Annotated in this window: 13 protein-coding genes and 1 tRNA gene; 7 read left to right on the top strand and 7 right to left on the bottom strand. The window is 66.0% G+C overall.

Features of this window, described 5'->3' with window-relative positions; genetic code table 11:
- Window positions 1-61: 61 nt before the first annotated feature.
- On the bottom strand, window positions 62-1,396 hold the full coding sequence (locus INR38_RS25315) for a DUF2325 domain-containing protein (protein WP_207444177.1): 1,335 nt from the start codon (window positions 1,394-1,396) through the stop codon (window positions 62-64).
- Between the two features lie 123 nt (window positions 1,397-1,519).
- A complete protein-coding gene (locus INR38_RS25310) occupies window positions 1,520-2,275 on the bottom strand; it encodes a sulfite exporter TauE/SafE family protein (RefSeq protein WP_242699187.1) in 756 nt (251 codons plus the stop codon).
- A gap of 126 nt (window positions 2,276-2,401) precedes the next feature.
- Here INR38_RS25310 and INR38_RS25305 point away from each other — a divergent pair, with 126 nt between their 5' ends.
- Entirely contained in the window at window positions 2,402-3,370 is a 969-nt protein-coding gene (locus INR38_RS25305) for a LysR family transcriptional regulator (RefSeq protein WP_043823792.1), read from the top strand.
- Here the strand turns inward: INR38_RS25305 and INR38_RS25300 are convergent.
- The 5 genes from INR38_RS25300 to INR38_RS25280 all read right to left on the bottom strand — a co-directional run bounded on the left by INR38_RS25300 (window position 3,361) and on the right by INR38_RS25280 (window position 7,069).
- Complete coding sequence (locus INR38_RS25300) at window positions 3,361-4,230, bottom strand: M90 family metallopeptidase (RefSeq protein WP_207444175.1); 870 nt, start codon at window positions 4,228-4,230, stop codon at window positions 3,361-3,363. The two genes, INR38_RS25305 and INR38_RS25300, sit on opposite strands and share 10 nt — an antisense overlap.
- Complete coding sequence (locus INR38_RS25295) at window positions 4,227-5,075, bottom strand: UDP-2,3-diacylglucosamine diphosphatase (protein ID WP_207444174.1); 849 nt, start codon at window positions 5,073-5,075, stop codon at window positions 4,227-4,229. The genes INR38_RS25300 and INR38_RS25295 overlap by 4 nt, the downstream gene beginning before the upstream one ends.
- Before the next feature lie 164 nt (window positions 5,076-5,239).
- On the bottom strand, window positions 5,240-5,746 hold the full coding sequence (locus tag INR38_RS25290) for a peptidylprolyl isomerase (RefSeq protein ID WP_063326722.1): 507 nt from the start codon (window positions 5,744-5,746) through the stop codon (window positions 5,240-5,242).
- A 57-nt stretch (window positions 5,747-5,803) separates the two neighbouring features.
- Entirely contained in the window at window positions 5,804-6,391 is a 588-nt protein-coding gene (locus tag INR38_RS25285; RefSeq protein ID WP_013803375.1) for a peptidylprolyl isomerase, read from the bottom strand.
- Between the two features lie 144 nt (window positions 6,392-6,535).
- Window positions 6,536-7,069, bottom strand: a complete 534-nt coding sequence (locus INR38_RS25280; RefSeq protein WP_013803374.1) for a tetratricopeptide repeat protein — start codon at window positions 7,067-7,069, stop codon at window positions 6,536-6,538.
- A gap of 204 nt (window positions 7,070-7,273) precedes the next feature.
- Here INR38_RS25280 and cysS point away from each other — a divergent pair, with 204 nt between their 5' ends.
- From cysS to INR38_RS25250, 6 genes are all read left to right on the top strand, one after another.
- Window positions 7,274-8,659: a cysteine--tRNA ligase gene (gene cysS, locus INR38_RS25275; RefSeq protein WP_013803373.1), complete on the top strand. Its 1,386-nt coding sequence runs from the start codon at window positions 7,274-7,276 to the stop codon at window positions 8,657-8,659.
- Window positions 8,660-8,708: 49 nt separating this feature from the next.
- Complete coding sequence (locus tag INR38_RS25270; protein ID WP_034391589.1) at window positions 8,709-9,518, top strand: DNA-3-methyladenine glycosylase; 810 nt, start codon at window positions 8,709-8,711, stop codon at window positions 9,516-9,518.
- Between the two features lie 83 nt (window positions 9,519-9,601).
- On the top strand, window positions 9,602-10,579 hold the full coding sequence (locus INR38_RS25265; protein ID WP_012204428.1) for an acetyl-CoA carboxylase carboxyltransferase subunit alpha: 978 nt from the start codon (window positions 9,602-9,604) through the stop codon (window positions 10,577-10,579).
- A gap of 186 nt (window positions 10,580-10,765) precedes the next feature.
- The gene (tilS, locus tag INR38_RS25260) at window positions 10,766-11,725 is read left to right on the top strand and encodes a tRNA lysidine(34) synthetase TilS (RefSeq protein WP_207444173.1); all 960 of its coding nucleotides are present in this window, start codon (window positions 10,766-10,768) and stop codon (window positions 11,723-11,725) included.
- Window positions 11,726-11,903: 178 nt separating this feature from the next.
- On the top strand, window positions 11,904-13,169 hold the full coding sequence (locus INR38_RS25255) for an aspartate kinase (protein WP_012204430.1): 1,266 nt from the start codon (window positions 11,904-11,906) through the stop codon (window positions 13,167-13,169).
- A 53-nt stretch (window positions 13,170-13,222) separates the two neighbouring features.
- Window positions 13,223-13,315 (top strand) — tRNA-Ser (locus INR38_RS25250).
- Window positions 13,316-13,597: the final 282 nt, after the last annotated feature.

Here is a 13,597-nt window from a genome sequence, read left to right as displayed (position 1 = left end):
AGGTACTGATGGAATCCTGAAAACACAAGGCCCGGCGCTGGGCCCGCGCCACCCGGCGCCATCAACCGTGGCGCAGGCAAAAGTGTGATGCGCTGGCGGTGCGGGTTCCCGCGTTGGGCGGTGCCAACTCGCGCGCCACGGTGGCCGCGAAGCTGGCCAGGCTGGCCGTGCGCAGCGCGATGAAGGGCACGCCATGCCGCTCGCTGAGGCGCTTGAGGTTGACCACGGAATCATGGTCCACGCAGTCCACGGGGAACACCACCAGGTCGACGCGGGGCAGCTGCGCGGCCAGCAGGCCCTTGCGCGTCTCCAGTCCGCCGTCGTGGTGCAGGAATTCGCCGCCATGGCGTTGCACATGGTCGCGTATGGCAGGGGTGGAGCTGGGGCGCCCGCCCACGTAGAGCAGCTTGCGGCCCTGCAGCGCCTGCTGCTGCGCGGCATCAGGGGCCTGGGGCCGGGTGGCGGCGCGATGCAGTTCCTTTTCGGCGGCGGCCAGTTCCTCGGCCAGCCATTGCACGCGCTGCTGCAATTGCTCGGCCATCTGCTGCAGGCGGCCAGCCTCGGCCCAGGCCTGTTCGGCAGCGCGTTCTGCACGCTCGCGCCGTTCGGTGTGCATGCCCACCAGGGCGCCGGCATCGGCGGGGCGGGTCTCGCCTCCAGGGGCTGTCCCTGCCCTGAGTTGCGACAGGCGGGCTTCGAAGTCCAGGGACTGCTGGCGCAGCTGGCCGGCCAGCGCATCACGTTCGAGCTGGGATTGGTGGTGGCGCTGGCGTTCGCGTTCCAGCTTGTCCTGCAGTTCCAGGTTTTCCTTTTCCAGTGCCACGAAGCGCTTGAGTTCATGCCGGTTGGCCGATCCCATCAGGTGCGACAGCATGTGCACCTCGCCAAAGGCCATTTGCCGCAGCGCAAAGCTGGTGCACTTGTGCGTGAGCAGGGCCCAGTAGGCGCCCGGAATCTCGCCCTGCTGCCAGGCCTGCTTCCACGCGGCCTCCAGTGCAGCCTCGTCCTGGGCGGCGGCAAAGCCCTTGATCACTGCGGCATGGCGCTGGTCCAGCGCCTTGTGGATGGCCTTGGACAGGTCGCCGTTCTCATGCACCAGGCCCACGGCCTGATGGTGCAGTTCCAGGTCGGTCTTGCCCTTGATATCCATGTGCCGGCCCATCAGCTTGCGCAGCTCGGCCGGGCTCAGGCAGGTGCCTATCACCGAGCAGTGCAGGTGCGTGTCCAGCTGGTAGAGCCGGGTGCGCGCCTGGGCGGGCGCTGCGCCGCCATGCTCTTCGTGGACACGGTCGTGCCCGCAGCACTGGCCGTCCCCGGACTGCAACGCGCCTGCCGACACGGCGGCGCCCAGGGCGGCCATGCCGCCTGCGCTGAGTTTGAAGGGGGGCGTCAACATCGGAAGGCCTCTCATGGAAGGGCTGGTGCAGTTCGTAATATACGATGAAGCATAGCGAAGCGTGTGCCAGAGGTTCACATAGTTGACTGCCGTTGGCCGATGGAGTGTGGGCGCGCGGCGCGCTCAGGCCGCGCGCTGCAAGAGTACGGGCACGGAAGACGCCAGCAGCGCCACGCCGGACAGGCACAGCAGGCCCAGCACGATCTGCCGGAACCGTGCCTCGCTGATACCGATATAGAGCCTGGAGCCCAGCAGCGATGGAATGAGCATGGCCGGCGCCACGATGGCGAACAGCGGCAGCATGCTGCGCGTGACCATGCCGGTGCCCAGGTAGGTGGCCATGGTCACGGCCAGCATGGACAGGTTGAAGTTCTGGATGACGGAGCGCTGCTCATCCTTGGGGTAGCCGCGCAGCGTGCACCACAGCGTGGGCAGCGTGCCCGTGAAGCCGCCCAGTCCGCCCATCACGCCGCCCGCCAGGCCCACGGCACCATCGGCCAGGCGGCCGCCGCGCGCCAGCCTGGGCAGCCGGGCCGACAGCAGCATCACCGGGCACCACAGCACCAGCATGCCGCCCAGCAGGGCCTTGAACCAGGCCATGTCCAGGTGCGGCAGCAGCAAGACGCCCAGCGGAATGCCGGCAAGACCGCCCAGGATGAAGGGCAGCAGCTTTGCCAGCGCAAACCCGCGCCGCACGGTGATGGCCGACAGCACCTGGCCCAGCAGCGAGCCGAAGACGGTGAGCACGGCCGCATCGCGCGGCTCCAGCACCCAGGCCCAGAACGACATGGCCACCATGCCGAAGGCAAAGCCCGACAGGCCCTGCACGAATCCGGCCGCCGCCGCGCCCAGCGCGATGATGAAAAACATGCCATCCATGGTCTGCCTGGTCCTTTCGTTTTGGGTGTGCAAGACGCAGGAATTCTGGAACGCATGCATAAGCAGAAATTCGTTTGTTTTTATTGTTCAATATGGTTTTGCTTATGACGCGCCACGCCTGAATCCATGCCGCAAAACCGCACTGCATCGTCCGCTGCCCAACTGGCCCACCGCATGGCCACGCGCCTGAAGATGAAGCATTTGCTGCTGCTGCGCTCCATCAGCGAGCTGGGCACGCTGACCCGCGTGGCCGAGCGCATGGCCACCAGCCAGCCCGCCGTGACCCAGGCCCTGGCCGAGCTGGAGTCATTGTTCGGCGCGCCGCTGTTCCTGCGTTCTGCGCGCGGCATGGAGCCTACGGAGCTGGGCGCGCTGGTGCTGGCGCGCGCCCGGGGCATGCTGGCCGATCTGGACCATTGGGCACACGATATCGAGGCCGTGGGGCAGCAGCGTGCGGCGCACCTGCAGGTGGGTGTCATCCCCTTTCTGCCGGCGCGCATGCTGGCCGATGCCATCGGCAGGACGCGGCCACAAGGCCGGCGCATCACGGTCACGCTGCATGAGGACACCAGCGACCGCCTGCTGCAAAAGTTGCGTGCACATGAGCTGGACTGCGTGATTGGCCGCGCCTCGGCCGTGCTGGACATGAGCGGCATACGGCACAGCGTGCTTTATGAGCAGGAGCCTCGCCTGATCGCCCACCGCAGCCTGGCCACGCGGCTGGGGCGCCGGCCTCTGCAGTGGGCCGAGCTCACGGGGCTTGACTGGGTGCTGGGCCAGCGCCGCACGCCCATGCGCGAGCAGATCACCGACTTTTTTCTGCGCGCGGGCGTGGAGCCGCCGCCGCCGTTTGTGGAAACACTCTCGGCCAAGGTGATCGGCGAGCTGGTGGCGGCCAATGAGCGGGCCGTGTCCATCGTGCCGGCCGACATTGCCGAGGAACTGGTGCGCATCGCGGGCGTGGGCATTGTGCGCCACCGTTTTGGCTGGACCCTTCCGCCCATCACCCTGTTCGAGCGCAAGGCGGGCGGGCAGTACGAGGAGCAGCGCCTGTTCGCCCAGGCCCTGAAGGAGGTTTGCTCCGATCAGGATTGACTGGTGGCCGGCTTGAAGAGCGCAGCCAGCAGCGGCGCCAACGTGGGAAATTCCAGGGCAAAGCGGGCGCGGTCCACGAAGAAGGCCTCGCAGGCCACGGCGAAGAATTCGGCGGGCGCCGTGGCGCCATAGCCGTCCAGCCAGGGCCATTCGCCACCAAAGCGCTCGGCGATGGTGATCTGCTCACGGAAGGCGTCGTAGGCCGGTGCCCAGGCGGCCTGCCATATCTCGCGGGCCTGGCGCGCGGAGCTGCTGCCCATGAAGCCCGGCGGCAGGGGCGGGCAGCCGTCGGCACCGCCGTTGCGCATGTCGATCTTGTGGGCGAATTCATGGATCACCACGTTGGCTACCTGGCCGCCGTGACCGTGGTGGCTGGCATGCGGCCCGCGGCCTGCGCCAATGGCCTGCCAACTGAGCATGACGGGGCCGCCATGCATGGCCTCGCCCATGATCACTTCGTCGTAGTCGTGGATGACGCCGGCCTCGTCCATGCTCTGGCGCCGCGCCACGGCATCGCCCGGGTGCACCACGATGCCGACAAAGTCGTCATACCAGGACAGCGCGCCCTGCGGCTCGCCCCAGTGCAGCAGGGGCAGGCAGGCCTGGGCGGCAATCTCCAGCGCCATGGCATCGCTCACTTGCAGGCCGTGCGCGCCGTGGAAGCGCTTGCGCTGCAGGAAGACGGAGGCCAGGGCGCGCAGCTTGGATTGCTCCTCCAGCGTCAGCGACGCGAGAAAAGGGTAGGCGGCCAGCGTGGACAGCCACAGCGGCGCGGGAATCTCGGGCACCGGCGACACCGTGGAGCGTGCGCGGCGGCCCAGTCTGCGGACCCAGCGGCCCAGGTGTTGCCAAAGGCTCATGGCGGGCTGGCCTGTTCAAGAACATCGGCCAGCGGCAGGCGCTGCAGGCCCATGCCGCGCTCCCAGCGCAGCACCTCGGCGCGGGGTACGGGCGCCGCCAGATCCCAGTCGCTGAGCACGATACGCCGCAGGCCATCGCCCAGGTCATGGTCGGCCGGGCGGTGCGTGTGGCCGTGGATCAGGGTGGCGGCACCTGCGGCATGCAGCCAGCTGCGCGTGGCCTGCGCGTCAAGGTCAGCATAGGTGGGCATGGCGGCGCCATGGCCGTCCGATTCCCGCTTGCGCGATTCGCTCTCCTGCCGAATGCCGCGTGCCTGGTCGCGGCGCACCTGCAGCGGCTGGGCCAGGAAGCCGGCCTGCCAGGCCGCCGAGCGGGCCATGGCGCGAAAGCGCTGGTAGTCCACATCGTCCAGGCACAGGGCATCGCCATGGCTGAGCAGGATGCGCTGGTCGCCGCAGTCAAGCACGGTGGGATCGGTCAGCGTGGTCGTGCCGCACAGCGCATCGAACTGCGCGCCGGTCAGGAAGTCGCGGTTGCCCTGCATGAAGAACAGCGGCGTGCGGGTGGCCGCCGCGCGCATGGCGGTGGCGCATTCGGCCTCGAAGCTGCCCGGCTCCAGCAGGGCGTCGTCACCGACCCAGACCTCGAACAGGTCGCCCAGCAGAAAGACGGCATCGGCCCGCGTGGCGGCCAGGTAGTTCCGGAAGGCCTGCACGGTGGCGGGCTCGCTGACCTGCAGGTGCAGGTCCGAGATGAACTCCAGCGTGCGCCAGCCCGCAGGCAGTGTCCACTCGGCCGCAATGGGCGGCTCGGGAAGAGGGCGGGGCGCGGCGGTCTGGGCCATGGGACGGGGCACCCGGCAAGGGCGCTGCATGAAGGGCTGTAGGAGCCTTGGGACGGCTCTGAAGCGGGTCTGTTGTCCATGCGCACGGCCTGGTGCCATGCGCATGGACAACAGGGCGGCCGGACCCGAAAGGGCACGGCCGCCTCGTGTGCGCAAGCGCCTGATTACAGGGCCACGGCCTTTTCGATGATCACGTCATCCTTGGGCACGTCCTGGTGACCGCCGTTGCGGCCGGTCTTCACGCCACGCAGCTTGTCCACGATCTCGGTGCCCTTGATCACCTTGCCGAACACGGCATAGCCCCAGCCCTGTGCGCTGGGCGAGGTGTGGTTCAGGAAGCCGTTGTCGGCCACGTTGATGAAGAACTGGGCGGTGGCCGAGTGCGGGTCGCCGGTACGGGCCATGGCCAGGGTGTACTTATCGTTCTTCAGGCCGTTCTTGGCCTCGTTCTCGATGGGAGCGTCCGTTTCCTTTTGCTTCATGCCGGGCTCGAAGCCGCCGCCCTGGATCATGAAGCCATCGATGATGCGATGGAAGATGGTGTTGTTGTAGTGGCCCTTGTTCACATAGGCCAGGAAGTTCTCTGCGCTCTTCGGGGCCTTGGCGGCGTCGAGTTCGATGGTGATGACGCCGTGGCCGGCGATGTGGAGTTCGACTTGGGGATTGCTCATGGCGATTCCTTGTTGGATGGAGGGGAAGGGCGTGCCACGCAAGGCGCGGCGCGCGGTTTACTTGACTTCGGTGGCCGAGAGGATGGTCACCGGCTTGGTGGGTACATTCTGGTGCATGCCCTGGTTGCCCGTGGCCACCGTGCGGATTTTGTCCACCACATCCATGCCCTGGACCACGCGGCCGAAGACGGCGTAGCCATGTCCGTCAGGCTTGGGCGCGTTGAGCATGTCGTTGTTCACCACGTTGATGAAGAACTGCGAGGTGGCCGAGTTGGGATTGCCCGTGCGCGCCATGGCGATGGTGCCCCGGTCATTCTTGAGGCCGTTGTCCGCTTCCAGCGGAATCGGCGCGCGCGTGGGCTTTTCCTTGAGGCTGGCGTCCATGCCGCCGCCCTGGATCATGAAGCCGTCCATCACGCGGTGGAACACCGTGCCGTCATAGTGCTTGTCGCGCACGTACTGCATGAAGTTGGCCACGGTCTTGGGTGCCTTGGCTTCGTTCAGCTCCAGCACGATGTCGCCCATGCTGGTCTTGATCTGCACCTTGGGCGTGGCGTTCTGCGCCATGGCGGGCAGGGCGGTGAAAAGGGAAGCGGCCAGGGCCATGCCGGCCAGGGAAAGCGACGCGATGCGGCGTGTGGTCATGCGAATCTCCTGTGAAAGCCAAAGGGCTGGGGGATGGAGTGGGGAAAACCGGGCAGGTTCCTGCGGGTACGCGCCAGGCATGGCAAGACCCGATCGACCGCCGCACGCGCGCTGGCACAAGGGCTGCGCGCGTGGGCCGGGGGCCTACTTGGCGGCGGTGACGGGCGCCAGCAGGTCGCGCAGCAGCTTGAGCTTGGGGCGCACGCTGGCCGCGCGGCCATCCAGGCCTTGCGCCTTGGAGTAGGCCTCGTAGGCCAGGCGGGCATGAATGTCGCCCAGGTTCTCGTAGGCGACGCCGTAGTTGGGGTTGTTGCGCACGGCGGATTCGAGCGCGGAGCGCGCCTTGTCAAGCTGGTTCTGGCCGGCATAGATGACCGCCAGATTGTTGTAGGGCTCGGGCAGCTCGGGGTAGTCCTCGATGAGCTGATTCAGCGCGGCGATGGCCTCGTCTGTCTTGCCGCTGTCGGTCAGTGCAACCGCCTTGAGAAAGCGCATCTGCGGGTCGCGTGCGTTCTTGGCCAGATAGGCATCGGCGCGTGCCAGCGCCTGGGTGCTCTTGCCGTTGCGCAGCAACTGATTCACTTCCGTATAGTCGTCGGCGTGGGCGTGGCCTGTTGCGAGCAGGGCCGCCAGTGCCGCGAGGCGCAGGGCGGAGCGAAACGAGTTGCGTAGAGGCATGTAGGTGCTTTCGGGGCCTCGGGGGAATGCCCCGCGGCGCGGGCTTATACTGCGGTCAATTGTAGCTGAGGGGTGTGCTGGGTCACACGGGCTCTGCGCCTGCCGCTCCTGCTCCCTGCTGAGCATGCCTGCATCGGCGCCAAGGGTCCGGCGGCGCGTGGGACGCGCCCCCTACAGCGACCCTTTCTCCCCTGATAAACATCCATGAGTTTGCGTATCTACAACACGCTGTCGCGTGCATTGGAAGCGTTTTCGCCAATCGAACCGGGCCATGTGCGCATGTATGTGTGCGGCATGACCGTGTACGACCTGTGTCACCTGGGACACGCACGCTCCATGGTCGCTTTCGATGTGGTGCAGCGCTGGCTGCGTGCCAGCGGCCATCGCGTGACCTATGTGCGCAACATCACCGACATCGATGACAAGATCATCCGTCGCGCCGTCGAGAACGGCGAGACCATCCGCTCGCTGACCGACCGCATGATCGACGCCCTGCACCAGGACGCCGACGCCCTGGGCATCGAGCGCCCCACGCATGAGCCGCGCGCCACCGAATACGTGCCGCAGATGCTGTCCATGATCGGCCGCCTGCAGGACAAGGGCCTGGCCTATCAGGGCACGGATGGCGACGTGAACTTCGCCGTGCGCAAATTCCCCGGCTACGGCAAGCTGTCGGGCAAGTCGCTGGACGAATTGCAGGCCGGCGAACGCGTGGCCGTGCAGGACGGCAAGCAGGATCCGCTGGACTTCGTGCTGTGGAAAAGCGCCAAGCCCGCCGAGCCGGAAGAGGTCAAGTGGGCCAGCCCCTGGGGCGTGGGCCGTCCCGGCTGGCACATCGAGTGCTCGGCCATGGGCTGCGAGATGCTGGGCGAGAGCTTCGACATCCACGGCGGCGGTGCCGACCTGCAGTTCCCGCACCACGAAAACGAGATCGCCCAGAGCGAAGGCGCGACCGGCAAGCCGTTCTCGCAGGTCTGGATGCACAACGGCTTCATCAACGTGGACAACGAGAAGATGTCCAAGTCGCTGGGCAACTTCTTCACCATCCGCGACGTGCTCAAGGAGTACGACGCCGAGACCGTGCGCTTCTTCGTCGTGCGCAGCCACTACCGCAGCCCGCTGAACTACAGCGACGTGCACCTGAACGACGCACGCGGCGCGCTCAAGCGCCTGTACACGGCGCTGAGCCTGGTCGCGCCCGCCGAGGTTGCCATCGACTGGAATCATCCCGCTGCCGCACGCTTCAAGGCGGCCATGGACGAGGACTTCGGCACGCCCGAGGCCGTGGCCGTGCTGTTCGAGCTGGCTGCCGAAGTCAACCGCAGCAAGAGTGCCGAGACGGCGGGCCTGCTCAAGGCATTGGCCGGCTGCCTGGGGCTGCTGCAGGGCGACCCGCAGGCTTTCCTGCAGGCGGGCACTTCGGAGATGGATGCCGGCGCCATCGAGGCACAGATTGCCGCGCGCGCAGCCGCCAAGGCGGCCAAGGACTGGGCCGAGGCCGACCGCATCCGCAAGGCGCTGCTGGAACAGGGCATCGTGCTCAAGGACTCCCCCGCTGGCACGACCTGGGAGGCAGCCGCAAAGGGCTGATCCGTATGCCTTGCCAGATGTGCCGCGCCAGGTGCGGGGAGGTGCTTTGATGGCCTCCGCCAAACCCCTGGACACCATGGATTTCGAGCAGTTGCCGTTGGTGGCCGATCTGCCCGTGCCCGAACAGCAACCGGCCCCGCTGCCGATGGTGACGCTGGGCGCGCGCGCAGGTTCGGCGCCTGCGGCAGCCGCTGCCGCTGCCTCCGCTCCCAAGGCCAAGATATCCCTGCCCGCACCGCCCGAGGGCGCCCCGGCTTACTGGGCCGAGGCCTGTCGCCAGCTGGTGCGGCGCGATCGCGTGATGAAGCGCCTGATCCCGCGCTTTGCCCACCTGGCCTTGCAGCCCGGCGGCGATGCCTTCGCCACGCTGGCGCGCTCCATCGTGGGCCAGCAGATCTCGATGAAGGCTGCGCAGACGCTGTGGAACAAGTTCGCGCGCCTGCCCGCCCGCATGGCGCCTGACCTGGTGCTCAAGCTCAAGGTGGACGACATGCGCGCCGTGGGCCTGTCTGCCCGCAAGGTGGACTACCTGGTGGACCTGGCCATGCACTTCACCGAGCACCGCCTGCACCAGGACGACTGGCAGGGCATGAGTGACGAAGCCATCGTGGCCGAGCTCATGTCCATCCGCGGCGTGGGCCGCTGGACCGCCGAGATGTTCCTCATCTTCTACCTGCAGCGGCCCAATGTGCTGCCGCTGGACGATGCAGGCCTGATCTCGGGCATCAGCCAGAACTATTTTTCAGGCGACCCCGTCAGCCGCAGCGAGGCGCGTGAGGTTGCCGAGGCCTGGAAGCCGTGGTGCACCGTGGCGACTTGGTATATTTGGCGCTCGCTCGAACCGCAGCCTGCAGCCTGAAGACAAACCGATCACACCCGATCAACCCCCGTTTTCCGGCCGGAACGCATGCACCGTGCCTGGCTGGGACAAGGAGAAACAAGTTGGCGAAAAAGAACTTTCTGGATTTTGAGCAGCCCATCGCCGAGCTCGAATCCAAAATCGAGGAACTGCGCTACGTGCAGACCGAAAGCGCAGTCGATATCTCGGAAGAGATCGAGCAGCTCAGCAAAAAAAGCCTGCAGCTGACCAAGGACATCTACAGCGACCTCTCGCCCTGGCAGATCACCAAGATCGCGCGCCATACCGAGCGTCCCTACACGCTGGACTATGTGCGCGACTGCTTCACCGACTTCATCGAGATGCACGGCGACCGGCACTTCGCCGACGACCAGTCCATCGTGGGCGGGCTGGCGCGCTTCAATGGCATTTCCTGCATGGTCATCGGCCACCAGAAGGGCCGCGACACCAAGGAGCGCACGCTGCGCAACTTCGGCATGACGCGCCCCGAGGGCTACCGCAAGGCCCTGCGCCTCATGAAGACGGCCGAAAAGTTCGGCCTGCCGGTCTTCACCTTCGTGGACACGCCTGGCGCCTTCCCCGGCATCGAAGCCGAAGAGCGCGGCCAGTCCGAAGCCATCGGCCGCAACATCTACGAAATGGCCCAGCTGCAGACCCCCATCATCACCACCGTCATCGGTGAAGGTGGATCGGGCGGCGCCCTGGCCATTGCTGTCGCCGACCAGGTGCTGATGCTGCAGTACGCCGTCTACTCCGTGATCAGCCCGGAAGGCTGCGCCTCCATCCTCTGGAAGACCGGCGAAAAGGCCCAGGACGCGGCCGATGCCATGGGCATCACGGCTCACCGCCTCAAGGCCCTGGGCCTGGTGGACAAGATCGTCAACGAGCCCGTGGGCGGCGCCCACCGCGACCCCAAGCAAATGGCCGCCTTCCTCAAGCGCGCGCTGGGCGATGCCTATCGCCAGCTGGCGGACCTCAAGCCCAAGGAACTGCAGGACCGCCGTTACGAGCGCCTGCAAAGCTACGGACGCTTCGCCGATACCAAGGCCGACAACCGCTGAAGGTCTGCGCCACGCTCTGGCACACTGAACGGCTCCCCCTGGGAGCCGTTTTCTTTTTGCGCCGGGACTCGGCCTGAGTCCTGACATACCTGATCCAAGCCTGTGGAAATTCCGATCACCGACCCGCTGCGCAATGTTCCGGAAGCCGCGCCAGATGGTGCACCAGGTGCTGCACCGAGTGCCGCTTTGGACGCCGCCATCCATCGCTTTGCGCCGCAACTGCCGCTGGCCGTGGCCTTCAGCGGCGGTGCGGACTCCACGGCGCTGCTGCTGGCCTGCGCCGAGCGCTGGCCGGGCCAGGTCGTGGCCATCCATGTGCACCACGGTCTGCAGTCGGCGGCCGATGCCTTTGTCGGCCAGTGCGAGAAAGTCTGCGCGCAGCATGCCGTTCCTTTGAAGATTCGCCGCGTGGACGCACGCCACGCGCCGGGCCAGAGTCCTGAGGACGCCGCACGCCAGCTGCGTTACGCAACGCTGATAGAGGCCGCCCGCGAACCCTGGCCTGTGCAGGGCGCCAGCGGAGAGCCCTTGCCGCCCGTTCGCAGCATGGCGCTGGCGCAACATGCGGACGACCAGGTCGAGACGCTGCTGCTGGCCCTGTCTCGCGGCGCCGGTGTGGCCGGGTTGGCTGCCATGCCGGCGCAGTGGAGCAGGGCGGATCTCGAATGGCATCGTCCGCTGCTTGATCTGCCCGGCCAAGTCCTGCGTGACTGGCTTGCGGCGCGTGGCAAGGCGTGGGTGGAAGACCCGACCAATGCCGACGCACGCTATACGCGCAATCGCATCCGCGCCCAGTTGCTGCCCGCGCTGCAGCAGGCCTTTCCCCAGTTTCGCGCCACGTTCGCGCGCAGCAGCCGGCATTGCGCCGAGGCGGCCGAGCTTCTGCAGGAGATGGCGCAGGCCGATCTGGCGGCCATCGGCACCCCCCCCGGCATCACCGCCTTGCAGGCGCTGAGCCCCGCGCGCCAGGCCAATGTGCTGCGCCACTGGCTGCGCAGTGTGCATGCCACCACGCCCAGTGCCGCGCAGCTCGATCAGCTGCTCGCGCAGATCGGCGTTTGCCTTACGCGAGGCCACCGCATCCATCTCAAGATGGGGCGGGGTTTTGTGCGGCGCCTGGGGTCGGTGCTCGATTGGTACAATTGACGAGTTTTGGTCCAACTTTGTACGAAAACCGGCGGCGCGCCAAAACCAAACGGCTTGCGCAAGACGGATCCGGGCGGACATTTCGCTTCATGCGCAGTCCTCTCGAACATCCTGGCTTGCACAGGCATCCCTCTGTCGTACAGCGCCGTGGCAAGCAGTTTCGTCACCCTGATATCCAATGGCACTGATCGTTCATAAATACGGCGGCACCTCGATGGGCTCGACAGAGCGCATCCGCAACGTTGCCAAGCGCGTGGCCAAGTGGGCTCGTGCCGGTCACCAGATGGTGGTCGTCCCCAGCGCCATGAGTGGCGAAACCAACCGTCTGCTGGGTCTGGCCAGCGAGCTGGCTCCCGGCTCGGCCAAAACGGCGTACTACCGTGAACTCGACATGCTGGCCTCCACGGGCGAGCAGGCGTCGTCGGCACTGCTGGCCATTGCGCTGCAGGCCGAAGGCGTGGAAGCCATCAGCTTCTCGGGCTGGCAAGTTCCCGTGCGCACCGACAGCAGCTTCACCAAGGCACGTATCGAGTCCATCGACGACAAGCGCGTTCGCGCCGAACTCGACGCTGGCCGCGTGGTCATCATCACGGGCTTCCAGGGCATCGATCCCAACGGACATGTCACCACGCTGGGCCGTGGCGGCTCCGACACTTCGGCCGTGGCAGTGGCTGCGGCGCTGAAGGCGGCCGAGTGCCTTATCTATACCGACGTGGACGGCGTCTACACCACCGACCCGCGCGTGGTGCAGGCCGCCAAGCGCCTGAACACCGTGAGCTTCGAGGAAATGCTGGAGATGGCCAGCCTCGGCTCCAAGGTGCTGCAGATCCGCTCGGTGGAATTTGCCGGCAAGTACAAGGTGCCCATGCGCGTGCTCTCCAGCTTCACGCCCTGGGACATCGACCTGGAGGAGGAATCCACCTCCGGCACGCTGATTACTTTTGAGGAAGACGAAAAAATGGAAAAGGCCGTCGTATCCGGCATCGCATTCAACCGCGGCGAAGCCAAGATCTCCGTTCTCGGCGTGCCCGACACCCCCGGCATCGCCTACGGCATCCTGGGCCCGGTGGCTGATGCCAACATCGAAGTCGATGTGATCATCCAGAACATCAGCAAGGAAGGCAAAACCGACTTCAGCTTCACCGTCAGCCAGGGCGACTACCAGCGCGCCATGGAGCTGCTGCGCGACAAGGTCGTGCCCGCCCTGGGTGCCACCGAAGTCGTCGGCAACCCCAACATCGCCAAGGTCAGCATTGTCGGCATCGGCATGCGCAGCCATGTGGGCGTGGCATCCACCATGTTCCGTGCACTGAGCCAAGAGGGCGTGAACATCCAGATGATCTCCACCTCCGAGATCAAGACCTCCGTCGTCATCGACGAGAAGTACCTGGAGCTGGCCGTGCGCGCCCTGCACACCGCCTTCGGTCTCGATAAGCCGGAATAAAATTATCGTTTTGCCGAAACCGGCAAAAAAGCACGTTACAATAACGTCATTCCGGAAACGTGACCGAGTGGCCGAAGGTGCTCCCCTGCTAAGGGAGTATGGGGTGTAGAGCCTCATCGAGGGTTCGAATCCCTCCGTTTCCGCCAGGATAGAAAAAAGCCACCCGCAAGGGTGGCTTTTTTTATGAGAGGGTTGCTTCGGTGGCCTGATCCTGTGGTTGGAGCTGATGCTCTGGTTGCTGCGGTAGGGTTCTTGTTGTTGGCGGGTTGAAAAAACGTGCTACAATGCAAGGCTCTGCTGAAGAGAAGCGATGCAGATCGCTGGTGTTGAAAAGATCGAAGAAATTTGATTGCAACGACGCTAAAAACTGTGCTAGAATTCAAGGCTTCGCTGATCGCAGCGAGTCAGAAGTAAAGAAGAAATTCTTC

Source organism: Delftia sp. SD018 (genome assembly GCF_017355445.1).
Classification (GTDB): domain Bacteria; phylum Pseudomonadota; class Gammaproteobacteria; order Burkholderiales; family Burkholderiaceae_C; genus Comamonas; species Comamonas acidovorans.
The sequence above is the reverse complement of the archived record's forward strand: the minus strand, read 5'-3'. Positions and strand labels throughout refer to the sequence as shown.